Consider the following 16,495-nt stretch of genomic DNA (forward strand, 5'->3'; position numbering starts at 1 on the left):
TCAGAGCGGTGTTGGCGAAAGGTTTTTCCAGCGGGGAAAAGCCCAACGCCAACCCTCATCAGCTCCCGTTCTGCAGGCGTAAAACTTTGAAAGCAGCTTCTGTAAGGAATTGCCGGTAATTCTGGCTAAGTGGCTCACAACGCCATGCAGCGCATGAGTACGGCAATTTCGGGATGAGCGTCCCGGACACCCATTTGGGACCACTGATGAGGGTAATAACTGTGCTTGAAGCCTACCGCAAACATATCGAAGAGCGCGCAGCACTGGGTATCGTTCCCCAGCCGCTAAACGCCGAACAAACTGCAGGCCTGGTCGAGCTGCTGAAAAATCCCCCGGCTGGCGAAGAAGCATTCCTCGTTGACCTGATCACCAATCGCGTTCCGCCTGGAGTGGACGAAGCGGCCTATGTCAAGGCCGGTTTCCTGTCCGCCATCGCCAAAGGCGAAGCCCAATCCCCCCTGATCGACAAGAAGCGCGCTGTTGAACTGCTCGGCACCATGCAGGGCGGCTACAACATCGTGACTCTGGTAAACCTGCTGGACGACGCCGAACTGGCACCAGTAGCTGCCAAAGAACTCAAGCACACCCTGCTGATGTTCGATGCCTTCCACGACGTTGCTGAACGCGCCAAGAAAGGCAACGCTCACGCCCAAGGCGTGCTGCAATCCTGGGCTGATGGCGAGTGGTTCAAGAACCGCCCGACCCTGGCCGACAAGATCAGCCTGCGCGTATTCAAGGTGACTGGCGAGACCAACACCGACGACCTGTCCCCTGCTCCCGATGCCTGGTCCCGCCCGGACATCCCGCTGCACGCCCTGGCCATGCTGAAAATGGCTCGCGACGGCATCGTGCCTGACGCACAAGGCGTCACCGGTCCGATGAAGCAGATCGAAGAAATGCGCAACGCCGGCTTCCCGATCGCCTACGTCGGTGATGTGGTCGGTACCGGTTCTTCGCGTAAATCGGCAACCAACTCGGTACTGTGGTTCTTCGGCGACGACGTTCCTTACGTGCCGAACAAGCGTGCAGGCGGCTTCTGCTTCGGCAGCAAGATCGCTCCGATCTTCTACAACACCATGGAAGATGCCGGCGCACTGCCAATCGAATTCGACGTGTCCAACATGCACATGGGCGACGTGATCGACCTGTACCCGCATGCTGGCAAAGTCTGCAAGCACGGCACCGACGAAGTCCTGACCACCTTCGAAATGAAGACCCCGGTCCTGTTGGACGAAGTACGTGCTGGCGGCCGTATCCCGCTGATCATTGGCCGTGGCCTGACCGAGAAGGCCCGCGCCGAGCTGGGTCTGCCTCCGTTCGACCTGTTCAAGAAGCCTGAAGCTCCTGCTGAAAGCACCAAGGGTTTCACCCTGGCGCAGAAAATGGTTGGTAAAGCTTGCGGCGTAGCCGGTGTGCGTCCTGGCACCTACTGCGAACCGAAGATGACCACCGTGGGTTCTCAGGACACCACCGGTCCAATGACCCGTGACGAACTGAAAGACCTGGCCTGCCTGGGCTTCTCCGCTGATCTGGTGATGCAGTCGTTCTGCCACACCGCGGCTTATCCGAAGCCGATCGACGTGACCACCCACCACACCCTGCCTGACTTCATCATGACCCGTGGCGGCGTTTCCCTGCGTCCGGGCGACGGCATCATCCACTCGTGGCTGAACCGCATGCTGCTGCCAGACACCGTCGGTACCGGTGGTGACTCCCACACCCGTTTCCCGATGGGCATTTCGTTCCCGGCCGGTTCCGGCCTGGTTGCGTTCGCCGCCGCCACCGGCGTCATGCCGCTGGACATGCCGGAATCGATCCTGGTGCGCTTCAAAGGCAAAATGCAACCTGGCGTCACCCTGCGTGACCTGGTTCATGCCATTCCTTACTTCGCAATCCAGAAAGGTCTGTTGACCGTCGAGAAGAAAGGCAAGAAAAACGCCTTCTCCGGCCGCATCCTGGAAATCGAAGGCCTGGACAACCTGAGCATCGAACAGGCTTTCGAACTGTCCGACGCCTCGGCCGAACGTTCGGCTGCCGGTTGCACCATCAAGCTGTCGAAAGACTCGATCACCGAGTACCTGCAGTCCAACATCACCCTGCTGCGCTGGATGATCGGCGAAGGCTACGGCGATGTACGTACTCTGGAACGTCGCGCCCAAGCGATGGAAGCCTGGATCGCCAACCCTGAGCTGATGGAAGCCGATGCCGACGCGGAATACGCCGAAGTCATCGAGATCGACCTGGCCGACGTCAAGGAGCCTGTGCTCTGCGCGCCGAACGACCCGGACGACGCTCGCCTGCTCTCCAGCGTTGCTGGCGAGAAGATCGACGAAGTGTTCATCGGTTCCTGCATGACCAACATCGGTCACTTCCGCGCTGCCGGCAAGTTGCTGGATCAGGTCAAGGGTCAGCTGCCAACCCGTCTGTGGCTGTCGCCACCGACCAAGATGGACGCTCACCAGTTGACCGAAGAAGGCTACTACGGCATCTACGGTAAAGCTGGCGCGCGCATGGAAATGCCGGGCTGCTCGCTGTGCATGGGTAACCAGGCACGCGTAGAGCCGAACTCGACCGTTGTGTCGACTTCGACCCGTAACTTCCCGAACCGTCTGGGTGACGGCGCGAACGTCTACCTGGCTTCGGCCGAGCTGGCGTCCGTGGCGTCCATCCTGGGTCGCCTGCCGACCGTCGAGGAGTACATGGAATACGCTGGCAAGATCGACAGCATGGCGGCCGATGTCTACCGCTACCTGTCCTTCGACCAGATCGCCGAGTTCCGTGAAGCTGCTGCGAACGCCAACATCCCGGTCGTTCAAGCCTAACGTTGCAACGCAATGAAAAACGCCGCCCATCGTGAGATGGGCGGCGTTTTTTTATGCCTGTAAAACTGTTGCTGCCTGTTCCGGCCTCATCGCGGGCAAGCCCGCTCCCACAGTAATTGATGTCGTTCACAAAACCTGTGGGAGCGGGCTTGCCCGCGACGAGGCCAGCACATTCAGCACAATCATTTGTTCAGCTCGAGGACCTGCTGCACCGCCCCATCCACGCTCAACCCACTCAGCACCACCCCGTTGGCCTCCACCTCCGGCAATGCCGCCAGCGCCGCTTGCGCACTGTCCTTGAGACGAGCCAGCGTCAGGCGCTTGCCTTCCTGATGCACCTGCACGAAAAACGCCTGCAGCGCCTCGATGCTGGTGCCATCCAGGTCAGGGGATTCCTCAAGGCTGAGAATCACTGAATGAACAGGCTCCTGCGAGTGCCGGATCAGACGCAAGGCGCCGCCAAGAATCCGCTCGACATTGGCAAAGAACAACGCCTCACCCGGCCGGACAATCAACACCCCTGGCACGGTTTGCGCCGCTGGATGGCGTTGCAGGTCGACAAAGTCGTGACCGCCATCGATGCGCCCCAGAATCTGAATATCCGCCGCCGACATCTGCTTGAGCATCAGCAACACACTGATCGCCACGGCCACCAGCAAGCCGTCCAGCACCCCCAGCACCAACACCGCACCCACGGCGCAGATCACCAGCAGACGGTCACGGCGCCAGATGAAATACCGCCCCAGCGGCTGCAGGCTCAAGCCGCGTCCCAGGGCATGGACGACGATGGCGGCAAGGATCGGCTCCGGGGTCAGGGCGATGTACGGCAGTACTGTCAGGACAATGACCAGCACCACCAGCGCTGCCACGATACCCGCCAGACGCGAAGTGGCTCCCGCCGCCTCATTGGCCGACGTGGCCGAATACCCTGCGCCGGCCGGCATGCCGTGGAACAGTCCGGACAACAGGTTGCTGGCCCCCAGCGCCAGCAGGTCGCGGTTCGAGGTGACGCGATCCCCGTGCTTGAGCGCATAGGCACTGATCGAGCCATAAGACTCCGCATACAGAATCATCACCATGGCGAACGCCAATTCACCCAGACGCAACCAGTCGGCAAACGGCAGTACCGGCAGCGCCGGCACCTCCAGGCTCAGGTCGATCACACCGATCAGCTTCACCCCATAAGCCGGCAAGTCCAGCCAATGCCCCGCCGCGATGCCAATGACCACCACCAACAAACCACCTGGCAGACGTCGAAACCGTGCGAACAACCATAACAAAACCAATGCCACGGCACCGACGCCAGCCGCCGCCCAGTTCCATTGCGGCAATTGTTCCAGCAGTTGCGGCAAAAAGCGCACCAGGTTGGCATCGGTCAAATGCACACCGACCACGCTGGCGACCTGCTTGAGAATGATGGTCAGTGCCAGGCCAAAGGCAAAACCGCGCAGCACCGGTTTGGCGATGAACGACGTCACGCTGCCGAGCTTGAACAACCCGGCCAGCAAGAAAAACGCCCCGGTCACCAGCACCAGACTGAAGGCCAGGGTCGAGCGCAATTGCTCGTCGCCATTGGCCAGGGTGGCGGTCGCGGCGGCCAGCACGGCGGCGGAGGATGAGGTGGCCGAGACAATGGCGAAGCGGCTGGTGCCGAACAGGCCATAACACAGCAATCCGGCGAACAGGGCGATCACCCCGGCCTGGGGTGCCAGTGCGGCGATGCCTGAATAAGCGACTGCCTCGGGCAGCAGCAGGCCGGCAATCGACACACCTGCCAGCAGGTCCTGCCAGCGATTGGGTGGTTCAACGGGGTTGGGCGGTAAGGCGCTCGGCAATCCGGAGTCTCCAGGCGAAAAAAAACCGCTGCACGTATCACGTGCAGCGGCCACTGTAGCTGTCAATCAGGCACTGCGCGAGCAGGCCGGTCGATCACGCGGTCAAGGAGTAGATCAACGCGCTGATCGCCACCAGACCTACCGCCACCACAAACACGTTCGACGCCTGACCGCGATAACGCGCCATGGCGGGTACCTTGCGGATGGCATACATCGGCATCAGGAACAGGATCGCCGCGATCACCGGGCCACCGAGGGTTTCGATCATGCCGAGAATGCTCGGGTTCAATGTGGCGACGATCCAGCACACCACCAGCATGAAAGCGGCGGTCATGCGGTCCAGGGTCTTGGCGGACGGACGCTTGCCGCTTTTGACGATCAGGCCCTTGAGGCCTTCGCTGGCGCCGATGTAGTGCCCCAGGAACGACTTGGAAATGGCCACGAACGCAATCAACGGCGCCGCGAAGGCGATCGTCGGGTTGCTGAAGTGGTTGGCCAGGTACGACAGGATCGACAGGTTCTGCGCTTTCGCTTCCGCCAGTTGCGCCGGCGACAGGGTCAGCACGCAGCTGAAGACGAAGAACAGCACCATCACCACCATCAAGGCGTGGGCGCGGGACAGGATTTGCGAACTGCGCTGCTCGGCGTGGTCACCGTAACGACGCTTCTGGTCCACCGCGAACGCCGAGATGATCGGCGAATGGTTGAACGAGAACACCATCACCGGGATTGCCAGCCAGAGGGTGTGCAACAGCGCCGACGGCTCAGGCAACGTGCTGGCCGTGGTCAGGATGCCGCCGTTCCAGTGCGGAATCAGGAACACCGCCAGGAACAGCAGTGCGACGATGAACGGGTACACCATCAGGCTCATGGCCTTGACGATCATTTGCTCACCGCAGCGCACCACGGCCAACAGGCCGAGAATCAGCACCAGCGACAGCACCGCGCGCGGTGGCGGCATGATGTGCAGTTGATGTTCGAGGAAGCTGCCCACGGTGTTGGTCAGGGCCACGCTGTAGATCAACAGGATCGGGAAGATCGCGAAGAAATACAGCAACGTGATCAATGCGCCGGCCTTGAGGCCGAAATGCTCTTCCACCACTTCGGTGATGTCGGCACCTTCACGGCCCGACAGCACGAAGCGGGTCAGGCCGCGGTGTGCGTAGAAGGTCATCGGGAACGCCAGCAGCGCCAGGACCAACAGCGGCCAGAAGCCACCCAGGCCTGCGTTGATCGGCAAAAACAGGGTTCCCGCACCAATCGCCGTGCCAAACAGGCCCAGCATCCAGGTGGTGTCTTGACGATTCCAGCTCGAAAGGGTCGCTGGTGTCGCTGCTACATAGCGTTCGTTAACGCTATTGGCCTGATCATTCATCCGGTGGGATCTCCACATTCCGGTCACTTGCCACCCGGCCAGAACGCGTCGGAATACCCGACAGGCAGCGCCCGGCCGAAACAGGGGCGCGATTCTGGAGGATTAGTGAACAGAAGCAAAGACTTAGGTGAGGGACGGTGGTGCCAATTTAATAAATGTGAGCAGCAGAAAACCCTGTGGGAGCGGGCCTGCTCGCGAATACGGTGGCACATCCACCATTGAGGTGACTGACACACCGCTTTCGCGAGCAGGCTAGCTCCCACAGGGATTTCGCTATTTTCGGGCTTTGCGTTTCATCGCCAAACGACAATGGGCACTTGATAAAGGTTGTTCATCATGTATTTTTAAACACACCTGCCCTCGATCTGGAGTCATCCCATGCCACTGGTTCGCGTCGAAATCAAAAAGCAACAGGACCCCACCTACGCCAAACGCATCGGCCAACTGATCTATGCCGCCATGCGCACCACCATTGGCGTGCCGGAAAACGATAACTTCCAGATCCTCGCCGAACACGATGAGCATCACTTCATCTTCGATCCCCAGTACCTGGGCATCCCGCGCAGCGACGGCCTGGTCATCATTCAGATCACCCTGAGCGAAGGCCGTACCGTCGAACAGAAAAAACTGCTCTACAAAACCATCGCCGAGAGTCTCAACACAGAACTGGCCGTGCGTCTGGAAGATGTTTTCATTAATCTGGTGGAAGTGAAGAAGGAGAACTGGTCGTTCGGCAATGGTATTGCCCAATACGCTCTCTGACTTTCCATCCAGCTACCTGTGAGCCGCCAATGCCCCGAGTTTCCCGCAAGCAAGCCGACCTCAACCGCGAAATCATCGTCGACGCTGCTACACGATTGTTCCGCGAGCGAGGCCTGCATGGGATCAGTGTCGTCGATGTGATGGCCGCTGCCGGCCTGACCCATGGCGGCTTCTATGGTCACTTCGAGTCCAAGGAAGCGCTGGCCAGGGAGGCCAGCGAGCGGGCATTCAAAGAGGTGGGCACGCGCTGGCGCGAGCGGGTCGCCACGACTGACGACAAGGCCGCCGCGCGCCGCGCCCTGATCGAGCCGTACCTGTCGGTCAATAGTCGCGACAATCCCGGCGAGAGCTGCCCGGTGGTGGCCTTCGCCGGCGACATGTGCCATGAAAGCGCCGGGAGTGGTTTGCGCGAACCGTTCATGGCGGGCCTGAACCGCCTGCTCGACTCGTTCGCCAAGTTGATGGACTCACAGGATAGCGCCGAAAACCGGCAACAGGCGCTGGTGCAGTACTCGCTGATGGTCGGCGCCCTGACGCTGGCCCGGGCTACCCGGGGTGAAGCCCTGTCGGATGAAATCCTCGAGGCCGCGCGCAGTTTTCTGACAACAGAAAAGCCAGGCTCCCCTCCCCAACCTGAAGATTCGGCGTAACAGTAAATGTATCGCAGGCGACGCCAGCTCCTACACTGAGAAGCGTGGCTTCGAAGACAACATTGCCAAAACGTTCCGGGGCCAGCAATCTCAAGCGACGTTCGAGTCCGATATCCGATGCCCACAGGAGCCAAGCATGCCCGCAACCGTTCTGGTACTGGTTGAAACCATCAATGATTACCTGCCCATTCTCGAACATCAGGGTTTCCACCTGATTCTGGCCCCGACCCCCGCCGAGCGCGCCGAAGCCATCAGCCGTCACGGCGGGCAGATCGACGCTGTCCTCACCCGCGGTCCACTGGGCCTGTATACCGATGAAATAGCCGCCCTGCCTAACCTGAAGATCATCTGCGTGATCGGCGCCGGTTATGAAATGGTCGACCTGCAAGCCGCCGCGAACCGGGGCATCACCGTCACCAACGGTGCCGGGGTCAACGCCTCGTCCGTGGCCGACCACGCCATGGCCCTGTTGCTGTCGCTGGTACGTGATGTGCCGCGTTGCGATGCCGCCGTGCGCCGGGGTGAGTGGCCGAAAGTCATGCGCCCCTCCCTCGCCGGCAAACGCCTGGGTATTCTCGGCCTCGGCGCCGTCGGGATGGCCATCGCCAAACGCGCTGCCGCGGGCTTCGACATGAGTGTGAGTTACCACAACCGCCAACATCGCAGCGACGTGCCCTATGACTTCTGCTCGACCCCTACCGAGCTGGCACGCGCCTCGGACTTTCTGATCGTCGCCGCCCCTGGCGGCCTCGGCACCCAACACCTGATCAACCGCCAGGTTCTCGACGCCCTCGGCCCCAAGGGTTTCCTCGTCAACATCGCCCGGGCCAGCGTGGTGGTCACCGCTGACCTGATTTCCGCGCTTGAGCAACGGCGCATCGCCGGTGCCGCGCTGGATGTGTTCGATGCCGAGCCGCAGGTCCCGGACGCGTTCAAATCCCTGTCCAACGTCATCCTGACCCCGCATGTCGCCGGGTTATCGCCGGAGGCCACCCAGGGCACCGTCGAACTGGTGGGCCGCAACCTCGTGGCGTTTTTTTCCGGCCAACCCGTATTGACCCCGATAGAGCTGCCAGCCATCAGCAGCAACGCTGTTGTGTAGGACTATTCAAACAGGTGTATCAAAAACAATGATTGCCCGGCAACACGCTCACCTATAAGGGCCGTTCGTGGTTGTGGGTACCGGGTGCGCGCATTAGATTAGCCAATAGTTGCAGGCCTCCAGAATAAGCAGAAGGGATAAGCATGGCGCTTACTGACCAGTCCACCCGTATCCGCTCCGGCGAAGAACTCGATGCCAGCCTGATCGACCCCTACCTCAAGGCGCACATTCCAGGCCTTGGCGGGTTGCCGCAGATCAGCCAGTTTCCGGGCGGCGCATCGAACCTCACCTATTTGCTCGAATACCCTGAACAGGAGTTCGTCCTGCGTCGGCCGCCCTTCGGCCACAAGGCCAAGTCCGCCCATGACATGGGGCGCGAATTCCGCATCCTCAATCAACTGCGCGACGGTTTTCCGTATTGCCCGAAAGCCTATGTGCATTGCACCGACGAATCGGTGATCGGCGCCGAGTTCTACGTGATGGAACGGGTCAAGGGCATCATCCTGCGCTCCGAACTGCCACCGGAACTGGGGTTCGATCCGGCGAAAACCGAAGCCCTGTGCAAGAGTTTCATCGACAAGTTCGTCGAACTGCACCGGGTCGACTACAACGCCTATGGCCTGGGGGACCTCGGCAAACCCGAAGGTTACGTGGCGCGACAGATCAAAGGCTGGAGTGATCGCTACGAGAAAGCCCTGACCCCGGACGCGCCGCAGTGGGAAGCGGTGAAAGCCTGGCTCAACGACAAGATGCCGGCCGATCACCCGACCTCCAGCATCGTGCACAACGACTACCGCTTCGACAACGTGATCCTCGACCCGAACAACCCGATGCAGATCATCGGCGTGCTCGACTGGGAACTGACCACCCTCGGCGACCCGCTGATGGACCTGGGCAACACCCTCGCCTACTGGATCGAAGCCGGGGACCCGCCGCCGGTGCAACTGATGCGCCGCCAGCCGAGCCACGCACCGGGCATGCTGACCCGCCGCGAGTTCGTCGATTACTACGCCGAACGCTCGGGCATCCAGATCGACAACTTCGATTTCTACTACACCTACGGCCTGTTCCGCCTGGCCGGTATCGTGCAGCAGATCTACTACCGCTTCTACCATGGCCAGACTCAGGACAAACGCTTCGCGCAGTTCATTCACATGAACAAACTGCTGGAGCAGATGAGCCTGCAAGTGATCCAGAAATCCAGCCTCTGACCCCCCCTGTAGGAGCGAGCCTGCTCGCGATGCTCGTCAACGATAACGCGTGCCAGCTGGATGAACGCGTTGTCCGGACGTTTTTCGCGAGCAGGCTCGCTCCTACAGTGGACAGAATTAGCCTTTGATCCAGATCTCCAATAAGGAAAATCCCATGTCCAAGACTCAGTTGTTCGACCTCGACGGCAAGATCGCTTTCGTCTCCGGCGCCAGCCGTGGCATCGGTGAAGCCATCGCCAAACTGCTGGCGCAGCAAGGTGCCCATGTCATCGTTTCGAGCCGCAAACTCGAAGGCTGCCAGCACGTGGCCGACGCGATCATCGCCGCCGGCGGCAAGGCGACGGCCATCGCCTGCCATATCGGTGAAATGGAACAGATCAGCCAGGTCTTCGCCGGCATCAAGGAACAGTTCGGGCGCCTGGACATCCTGGTCAACAACGCGGCGACCAACCCGCAGTTCTGCAACGTGCTGGATACCGACCTCAGTGCGTTCCAGAAGACCGTCGACGTCAACATCCGCGGCTACTTCTTCATGTCGGTGGAAGCCGGCAAGCTGATGCGCGAGAACGGTGGCGGCAGCATCATCAACGTGGCGTCGATCAACGGTGTTTCGCCGGGCGTGTTCCAGGGCATCTACTCGGTGACCAAGGCGGCCGTGATCAACATGACCAAAGTATTCGCCAAGGAATGCGCGCAATTCGGTATCCGTTGCAACGCCCTGTTGCCAGGCCTGACCGACACCAAGTTCGCTTCGGCACTGGTGAAGAACGAGGCCATCCTGAACACCGCGCTGCAGCAGATTCCACTCAAGCGCGTCGCGGATCCGAGCGAAATGGCCGGCGCGGTGCTCTACCTCGCCAGCGATGCATCGAGCTACACCACGGGCGTTTCGCTGAACGTGGACGGTGGTTTCCTGTCCTGATCCACTTTTGATGTTGATTTTTTGTAGGAGCGAGGCTTGCCCGCGAAGGCGATCTCACAGACGCCTTCGCGGGCAAGCCTCGCTCCTACAAAAACACGGCAATATCAGCTTTTACTGGGTGACACAGCGCGTCGTGGTAGTGAGCCGGGTCACTTCTCCCTCTTCAGCCCTCACATCGCCCATGACATCGGTTTTATCCATGGTCTGACAGGTACGCTCAGGCGGTGGCGGCGGTGCAGCCGGTGGAGGGGGTGGCGGGCTGGCACAACCACCGAGAATCACGGCACTGAGTGCAATCGGAGCGAAAATGCATTTCCCGAAACTGTTCATAAGATGACCCGCGATAAGTGATCGATAAGTTTGTGACAACGAAACGCTGCCAAAAAGTTCACGAATGGGTCACAGAAAAGCTGCTTTTGTGGGTCTAGAAGTCCGACCGGGAGTCAAAACCGACAAAAATCAGCGAACAGGATCGGGGCGATGCAGGGTGTTGCTTTCCAGTTCGTAACGCAGTTCCTCGATCAGCGCCACGACCGCTTCGCTGGTGTTGAGTGTTGTAACGTTCAACCCGCTGACCACCAGGTCCACCTCCCCCGATACCGGATGGTAGAGCTTCACTGTCAACGAATGATCGCCGCTGACCGTGCAATCGCAGGCCAGGGGAGAAAAGCTGCGCTCCAGTAGCAGCCGCAGTTGCGCCACGTGAATCATTACAATTGACCCTCGTGGCAAGGGGCTGCGAATGGAATGGATTTTGGGTGCATGGCGGGTCCTTGAGCGGCTGGAGAAATCGCGGACGGAAGATCCAGGGATCCCCGTTCACACGCTCTCAGCCTAAGAGCCGTCGCACCTCGCCAAAACATCCATTTGCACTAGAGCGACTAGTGCATTTGCACCTTAACGCTGCCCCCTGGATCGCCCGGCACTGGAGAACAACCCACGCTCGCGCGCCCAGACAATCGCTTCGCCGCGACTGTGCAGATCCAGCTTGGAGTACACCGTCGCCACGTGATTGCGCACCGTGTTCGGCGCAAGCTTGAGCCGCGCGGCAATCTCCTTGTCGGCCAGGCCTTCGCAGATCAGCTCAAGTACCTCTCGCTCCCGCGCCGTCAGGTCGGTGTAGGACACACTGGGCAACTGCGGTGAATTGACATTCTTTACGTTGGCCAGTTTTTCGATCAACGTGCGGCTGAACCACGAGGCGTCCTTCATCACCTCCTCGATGGCCGCCACCAGCTCCAGCTCCGTGCGTTTGCGTTCGGTGATGTCCATCAACACCAGCAAGTAGCAAGGGCTGTCCTGGATGTTCACGGTGTCCGCCGATACGGCACAGTCGATCAGTTCGGCGTCTTTCTTACGCACGCGAACATCAACGCGATCCAGGCTTGCGCTGTTCTCCAGCGCCATGAACAGTGCTGTCTTCGCCCCTCTGTCATGGATGAAGTCGATCTCGGCGATGGTCTTGCCCAGCACCTCTTCGCGGGGATACGCGAGGGTATCGAGAAACGCCTCATTCACATCCAGCACCACCTGATCAGCCGCGCTGCACACCAGGATAGGCACCGGCGTCAGGCGGAACGCCTTGGCAAAACGCTCCTCGCTCTGGCGCAGGGCGATTTCGGCCTTGTGCCGGGGCTCCATGTCGACGAAGGAAAACAGCATGCAGGGTTCGTCGTTGAATTCCAGGGGTTGCCCGGCGACGATCACTTGCTTGCTGCCGCCATCAGCCATACGCAGCTCGGCCTGCATTTGCGGAATGGTTGCGCCTTCGCGCAAGCGTTGCTTGGCCAGGTCCTTGTTTTCGGCCTGGTCCAGCACGTCCAGCTCATAGGTCGAGTGGCCGATCACTTGATCGCGGGCATAGCCGGTCATTTCGAGAAAACCGGGATTGACCTTGATGTAGCGCAAATCGCTCAGACGGCAGATCACCGCAGGCGCCGGGTTGGCGGCGAAGGTTTTTTCGAAGCGCTGCTCGGCGCTGGCCCAGTCAGTGACATCGTCCATGATCAGCACCAATGACGCCGGCTCGCCATGGTTGTCGGTCACTACCAGGCTGCGCACACGATGGACCCAGGTGCGAGCTTCGTCATGGGTCGGCGTCAACTCGACCAGCACGTCACTGAACGTCTCGCCGCGAGCCACACGACTGATCGGGTAGTTGGCGACCGGAACCGGGTGATTGTTGCGATAACGCAAGGCGAAGCGCCGCGCGTACTCCTTGGCGTCGGCCCCCAGCTCGCCGATCCGCTCGACGCCATGCATGGCCAGCGCGGCGTCGTTGGCCCAGACGATCGTCTCGTCCAGTTCCAGCAGGATCACGCCGTCGGACAGGCCGGTGATGATCTGCTGCAACTGGCGACGGCTGGTTTCGGTGCTCAGGACGTCTTGGCTCATGGGTTCTCCCCGGGGGCGATCTGTGAAGATGTCGACCGCGGGGCTACGGGATAGTGCGACAAGAGCACAATCACCCTCTGTAGGAGCGAGCCTGCTCGCGATGGTGTGTCAGACAACGCTGAGTGTCTGATCCACCATCGCGAGCAAACTCCCTCCGACAAAGGGCAGGACAGGCCTTATGCAGCCAATTGCCCCCCGGCAATCGCCGCCGACGCCGCCAGCATCGCCCGCAACAGCACCGCACACCCCGCTGCCAGGTCATCCGGCGCGGCGTTCTCGATTTCGTTGTGACTGATGCCACCTTCGCACGGCACGAAGATCATCCCGGCCGGACCGAGTTCGGCGAGGAAGATGGCGTCGTGTCCCGCGCCGCTGACGATGTCCATGTGGGACAGGCCCAGCCCTTGCGCGGCGCCGCGTACCGCTTCGACGCAGCCCTTGTCGAAATACAGCGGCGGGAAGTCGGCGGTGGGTGTCAGCTCGTAGGTCAGGCCATGTTCCTCGCAGGTGGTTTCGATGACTTCGCGGACTTCGGCGATCATCGCGTCCAGGCGTGACGGCTCCAGATGCCGGAAGTCGAGGGTTATGCGCACTTCACCGGGGATGACGTTACGTGAGCCGGGATAGGCTTGCAGGCAACCGACGGTGCCGCAGGCGTGGGGTTGATGACCGAGCGCGGCGCGGTTGACGGCGCCGACGATCACCGCGGCGCCGACCAGTGCATCCTTGCGCAGGTGCATCGGGGTCGGGCCGGCATGGGCTTCGACACCGCGCAGTTTCAGGTCGAACCACTTCTGCCCGAGGGCGCCCATGACGACGCCGATGGTTTTGCGTTCATCTTCCAGAATCGGCCCTTGCTCGATGTGCGCTTCGAAGTAGGCGCCCACCGCGTGGCCGCTGACCGCGCGCGGCCCGGCATAACCGATGGCGTTCAGCGCCTCGCCGACGGTCACGCCCTCGGCATCGACCTTGGCCAGGGTTTCTTCCAGGGTGAATTTTTCCGCGAACACGCCGGAGCCCATCATGCACGGGGCGAAGCGCGAGCCTTCTTCGTTGGTCCACACCACCACTTCCAGCGGCGCTTCGGTTTCGATGCCCAGGTCGTTGAGGGTGCGCAGCACTTCGACCCCGGCCAGCACGCCGAAGCAGCCGTCGAACTTACCACCGGTGGGCTGGGTGTCGATGTGGCTGCCGGTCATCACCGGCGGCAGATCGGGGTTGCGCCCGGGACGACGGGCGAAGATATTGCCCACGGCGTCGATGCTGACGGTGCAGCCGGCATCGATGCACCACTTCACAAACGTATCGCGGGCCTGGCGGTCGAGGTCGGTCAGGGCCAGGCGGCAGACGCCGCCCTTGACCGTGGCGCCGAGCCTGGCCAGTTCCATGAGCGACTGCCACAGGCGATCGCGGTTGATGTGCTGATGGGTGGACTGCAGAACGTCTACGGCTGCGTTCATGATGATCTCCTCAGGCTGTTCTTATAGGTTTCTTCAGGCAGTTCTTTGGGGCCCTTCAGGTCCTCATCGCTGGCAAGCCAGCTCCCACAGGTTCCCAGGTGTTCACATAACCTGTGGGAGCTGGCTTGCCAGCGATTAGGGCCTCCTTCACACCGCAGATTTCGCCACGGATGGACTGGGCCGCATCGCGCACAACCCGTAATAAATCAACCCGCCAAGGGCCGAGCCGGTGAACCAGCCATAGCTGTAGAACCAGCTGAATGCGTCGCTGCCCAGGGACAACAGCGTCAGCACCACCGGCACACCGAACGCGAGAAAACCGTTCCAGTTCCACGCCGGGTACACGTCATCGCGGTACAGCCCGGCAAGGTCCAGTTGCTGTTTCTTGATCAGGAAATAGTCCACCACCATAATCCCGGCAATCGGACCCAACAGGCTGGAATAGCCCAGCAACCAGTTGGAGTAGACGGTTTCCAGGCTGACGTCCGAGACAATCAGCCCAAGCTTCTTGAGCAGTTCATGGCCCATCAGCGCCAGGCCGACGAAGCCGGTGAGCATCACCGCCTTGGTGCGGTTGATCACCTTGGGCGCAATGTTCTGGAAGTCGTTGGTCGGCGACACGATATTGGCCGCGGTGTTGGTGGACAGCGTGGCGATGATGATCAGTGCCATGGCCAACGCGACCCAGACCGGGCTCTGGATATGGCCGATCAGCGTCACCGGGTCGGAGACGGTCACGCCCACCAGCTTCACCGAGGCGGCGGTCATGACCACGCCCAGCGAAGCGAACAGGAACATGGTCAGTGGCAAGCCCATGATCTGCCCGACGATCTGCGCCTTCTGGCTTTCGGCATAGCGGCTGAAGTCAGGAATGTTCAGCGACAACGTGGCCCAGAACCCGACCATGGCGGTGAGCCCGGCGGCGAAGTAACTGACCACGCTGGCCCCTTCAGGACGCTTGGCCGGAATCGCCAGCAATTCGGTCATCGAGACATTGGGCATCGCCCACACCAGCAACCCCACACCCACGGCCACCAGCAACGGCGCGGACAGGGTTTCCAGCCATTTGATCGACTCGGCGCCGCGAATCACCACCCACAGGTTCAGCGTCCAGAACATCATGAACCCCAGGACTTCACCGGTGCCGCCCAGGGATTTCCAGCCATCGAAAATCGACCCCAGGAACAGGTGAATGGCCAGACCACCGAACATCGTCTGGATACCGAACCAGCCGCACGCCACCAGGGCGCGGATCAGGCACGGGATGTTGGAGCCAAGGATGCCGAACGACGAGCGCAGCAACACCGGGAACGGAATGCCGTACTTGGTGCCGGGAAAGGCGTTCAGGGTCAAGGGAATCAACACGATGATATTGGCGAACAGAATCGCCATCAGCGCTTCACCGACGCTCAGGCCGAAGTACGCGGTGAGTACACCGCCGAGGGTATAGGTCGGCACGCAGATCGACATGCCGACCCATAGAGCGGTGATGTGCCATTTATTCCAGGTTCGTTCGCGCACCTTGGTCGGTGCCATGTCGTGGTTGTAACGGGGACTGTCGAGGACATCGCTGCCGGCTTCCAGCTCAAACAAGCCGTCGCGCTCGGTCACTTGCGATCTGATCTGTTGCATGGCCGCTCCACTGTTCTTTGAATTATTTTTTTGCTCATCAGGGGCTGGCGACATCAATAAACGTGCCGGGCACCCCGTCTGCGCATCGGGCAGTTCCATAAACACTTTGCAAGTATCTGATTTTATTCATACATCTATTGATTCCCGGCGGTTACTTGCAATGCCACTCAGGCCGAATGTCAGGCAAGTTGTCCGAACAGACAGGACTCAATCTGGTGCGTGGATCTTTTTTTCAATGCCGTGCATCAACCATAGACCACGCTCAATCAGCTGATTTCACATAGGAAATCTTGACCATATTTCGATCCTGTCAAGTGCGTCAAAATGGTG

Annotated in this window: 12 protein-coding genes; 6 read left to right on the top strand and 6 right to left on the bottom strand. The window is 60.6% G+C overall.

Going from position 1 to position 16,495, the window contains the following annotated elements; all coding sequences use genetic code 11:
- Positions 1-221: 221 nt before the first annotated feature.
- Positions 222-2,822, top strand: a complete 2,601-nt coding sequence (gene acnB, locus LAB08_RS16090) for a bifunctional aconitate hydratase 2/2-methylisocitrate dehydratase (protein ID WP_096510963.1) — start codon at positions 222-224, stop codon at positions 2,820-2,822.
- A gap of 182 nt (positions 2,823-3,004) precedes the next feature.
- Here the strand turns inward: acnB and LAB08_RS16095 are convergent, their stop codons facing one another.
- Together LAB08_RS16095 and LAB08_RS16100 are read right to left on the bottom strand one after the other, a co-directional pair.
- Positions 3,005-4,657 (bottom strand): SulP family inorganic anion transporter, encoded by a 1,653-nt coding sequence (locus LAB08_RS16095; RefSeq protein ID WP_096510961.1) that lies wholly within the window; start codon positions 4,655-4,657, stop codon positions 3,005-3,007.
- A gap of 94 nt (positions 4,658-4,751) precedes the next feature.
- Entirely contained in the window at positions 4,752-6,032 is a 1,281-nt protein-coding gene (locus tag LAB08_RS16100; RefSeq protein WP_096510959.1) for a serine/threonine transporter, read from the bottom strand.
- Between the two features lie 378 nt (positions 6,033-6,410).
- Between LAB08_RS16100 and LAB08_RS16105 the strand changes: the two genes are divergently transcribed.
- From LAB08_RS16105 to LAB08_RS16125, 5 genes are all read left to right on the top strand, one after another.
- The gene (locus tag LAB08_RS16105) at positions 6,411-6,794 is read left to right on the top strand and encodes a tautomerase family protein (protein ID WP_096510957.1); all 384 of its coding nucleotides are present in this window, start codon (positions 6,411-6,413) and stop codon (positions 6,792-6,794) included.
- Positions 6,795-6,823: 29 nt separating this feature from the next.
- Positions 6,824-7,444, top strand: coding sequence for a TetR/AcrR family transcriptional regulator (locus LAB08_RS16110; RefSeq protein ID WP_096510955.1), 621 nt, complete (start codon positions 6,824-6,826; stop codon positions 7,442-7,444).
- Between the two features lie 136 nt (positions 7,445-7,580).
- Positions 7,581-8,546 (top strand): 2-hydroxyacid dehydrogenase, encoded by a 966-nt coding sequence (locus LAB08_RS16115; protein ID WP_096510953.1) that lies wholly within the window; start codon positions 7,581-7,583, stop codon positions 8,544-8,546.
- A gap of 143 nt (positions 8,547-8,689) precedes the next feature.
- Positions 8,690-9,757: a phosphotransferase family protein gene (locus LAB08_RS16120; RefSeq protein WP_096510951.1), complete on the top strand. Its 1,068-nt coding sequence runs from the start codon at positions 8,690-8,692 to the stop codon at positions 9,755-9,757.
- A gap of 154 nt (positions 9,758-9,911) precedes the next feature.
- Positions 9,912-10,679 carry an SDR family oxidoreductase gene (locus LAB08_RS16125; RefSeq protein ID WP_096510949.1) on the top strand — a complete coding sequence of 256 codons (768 nt, stop codon included), beginning with the start codon at positions 9,912-9,914 and terminating at the stop codon, positions 10,677-10,679.
- A 459-nt stretch (positions 10,680-11,138) separates the two neighbouring features.
- Here the strand turns inward: LAB08_RS16125 and LAB08_RS16130 are convergent, their stop codons facing one another.
- From LAB08_RS16130 to LAB08_RS16145, 4 genes are all read right to left on the bottom strand, one after another.
- A complete protein-coding gene (locus LAB08_RS16130) occupies positions 11,139-11,390 on the bottom strand; it encodes a DUF1652 domain-containing protein (RefSeq protein ID WP_096510948.1) in 252 nt (83 codons plus the stop codon).
- 186 nt (positions 11,391-11,576) lie between these two features.
- Positions 11,577-13,073 (bottom strand): helix-turn-helix transcriptional regulator, encoded by a 1,497-nt coding sequence (locus tag LAB08_RS16135; RefSeq protein ID WP_096510946.1) that lies wholly within the window; start codon positions 13,071-13,073, stop codon positions 11,577-11,579.
- Positions 13,074-13,249: 176 nt separating this feature from the next.
- A complete protein-coding gene (locus LAB08_RS16140) occupies positions 13,250-14,533 on the bottom strand; it encodes a Zn-dependent hydrolase (protein WP_096510944.1) in 1,284 nt (427 codons plus the stop codon).
- A gap of 147 nt (positions 14,534-14,680) precedes the next feature.
- Positions 14,681-16,165: an NCS1 family nucleobase:cation symporter-1 gene (locus LAB08_RS16145; RefSeq protein WP_096510942.1), complete on the bottom strand. Its 1,485-nt coding sequence runs from the start codon at positions 16,163-16,165 to the stop codon at positions 14,681-14,683.
- Positions 16,166-16,495: the final 330 nt, after the last annotated feature.

Source organism: Pseudomonas izuensis (assembly GCF_002356535.2).
Taxonomy (GTDB): Bacteria; Pseudomonadota; Gammaproteobacteria; order Pseudomonadales; family Pseudomonadaceae; genus Aquipseudomonas; species Aquipseudomonas izuensis.

Excerpts from the sequence above, each read along its gene's own strand:
- LAB08_RS16100 (WP_096510959.1), bottom strand. The coding sequence starts at position 6,032 with ATGAATGATCAGGCCAATAGCGTTAACGAACGCTATGTAGCAGCGACA.
- LAB08_RS16105 (WP_096510957.1), top strand. The coding sequence starts at position 6,411 with ATGCCACTGGTTCGCGTCGAAATCAAAAAGCAACAGGACCCCACCTAC.
- LAB08_RS16110 (WP_096510955.1), top strand. The coding sequence starts at position 6,824 with ATGCCCCGAGTTTCCCGCAAGCAAGCCGACCTCAACCGCGAAATCATC.
- LAB08_RS16115 (WP_096510953.1), top strand. The coding sequence starts at position 7,581 with ATGCCCGCAACCGTTCTGGTACTGGTTGAAACCATCAATGATTACCTG.
- LAB08_RS16120 (WP_096510951.1), top strand. The coding sequence starts at position 8,690 with ATGGCGCTTACTGACCAGTCCACCCGTATCCGCTCCGGCGAAGAACTC.
- LAB08_RS16125 (WP_096510949.1), top strand. The coding sequence starts at position 9,912 with ATGTCCAAGACTCAGTTGTTCGACCTCGACGGCAAGATCGCTTTCGTC.
- LAB08_RS16130 (WP_096510948.1), bottom strand. The coding sequence starts at position 11,390 with ATGATTCACGTGGCGCAACTGCGGCTGCTACTGGAGCGCAGCTTTTCT.
- LAB08_RS16135 (WP_096510946.1), bottom strand. The coding sequence starts at position 13,073 with ATGAGCCAAGACGTCCTGAGCACCGAAACCAGCCGTCGCCAGTTGCAG.
- LAB08_RS16140 (WP_096510944.1), bottom strand. The coding sequence starts at position 14,533 with ATGAACGCAGCCGTAGACGTTCTGCAGTCCACCCATCAGCACATCAAC.
- LAB08_RS16145 (WP_096510942.1), bottom strand. The coding sequence starts at position 16,165 with ATGCAACAGATCAGATCGCAAGTGACCGAGCGCGACGGCTTGTTTGAG.